1 protein-coding gene is annotated in these 1189 nt (G+C 48.6%); it reads right to left on the bottom strand.

Features of this window, described 5'->3' with window-relative positions:
- Nucleotides 1-1189, bottom strand: a 1189-nt coding sequence (locus G498_RS15850; protein ID WP_035754280.1) for a PKD-like domain-containing protein, incomplete at both ends; no start/stop codon positions are given.

Below are 1189 nucleotides of genomic sequence, written 5' to 3'. Positions count from 1 at the left end.
GTTCCGTTATTATCACTTGTTGTGGTTAACGTCTGGAAAATCTCACCCGTAGTGTTACTGCCGTCTGAAGCTCCCGAAACACCGTTTGAAGTTACCGTCCAATGGTATTCAACTCCTGCAAAGGCCGAATTTAAGATGATACTGGTGGTTCCACCGCTACAGATTGGAGGTTGAGTATCTCCGATAACATCCGGTCGTGGATTCACGTTCACCGTTACGGTAATCGGAGTTCCAAGACATCCGTTTACACTTGGTGTAATCGTATAGGTTACCGTACCGGCTGTAAAACCAATCGTACTCAAAGTCTGCTCAATACTGCTGCCTGTGCCAGGCGCTGCTCCCAATACATTACTCTGCAATACCGTCCAGCTAAAAGTTGTTCCTGCCACACTGCTGCTTAGTTCAATATCGGTAGTCTCTCCAGAACACAAATCCTGCGAAGTCGCATTGAAGGTTGCAACAGGTTCCGGATTTACCGTTACCGTTACCGTTTTTGATGCTCCAGGACAACCGTTATAGTATGGTGTGATTACATACACCACGGTTCCTATCTGATTGCTCGTAGCCGTCAAAGCCTGGCTGATGATTCCTGTCGTATCGGCATTGCCCGCTGAAGCTCCTGTAGCTCCGGACTGGTTAACCGTCCAATAGTATTCCGTTCCCGGAATGTTGCTCGACAGGGTGATGTTGGTTGTATTACCCGAACACACGTTCTGGGTTAAGCCCGACGGATTTACCGTTAATACCGGAGTAGGATTTACCGTTACCGTTACATTTTGTGACGGTCCTGTACAACTTCCGATATGAGGCGTTACCGTATACGTTACTGTTCCCTGTACGGTTCCTGCCGTTAACACCTGAGAGATAATCGATCCGCTGCCTGCCGAAGCTCCCGTTACACCTCCGGTTACTGCTGCAACCGTCCAGGTGAAAGTCGTAGTGGTGTTCGCTGGGTTAGGATCCGATAATTGTACTCCGATAGCCTGACCCGAGCAATACGATGGTGACGTTACCAAAGCCGAAACTCCCGGCTCCGGAACTACCGTTACCACTACTGAGCCGTTTACAGTTTGCGTACAGCTTGGCGTACCGGAAGAAGTAATATCTATTAAAGTATAAGTTGCATCTGCTGTAAGCGCTCCTGTGGAAATAGTCGTACTACCTGAAGCTCCAATCACAACCGTTTGTG

The sequence above is a fragment of the Flavobacterium suncheonense GH29-5 = DSM 17707 genome (assembly GCF_000430025.1).
In the GTDB taxonomy this organism is placed as follows: domain Bacteria; phylum Bacteroidota; class Bacteroidia; order Flavobacteriales; family Flavobacteriaceae; genus Flavobacterium; species Flavobacterium suncheonense.
This window is presented reverse-complemented; position numbering and strand designations above follow the sequence as displayed.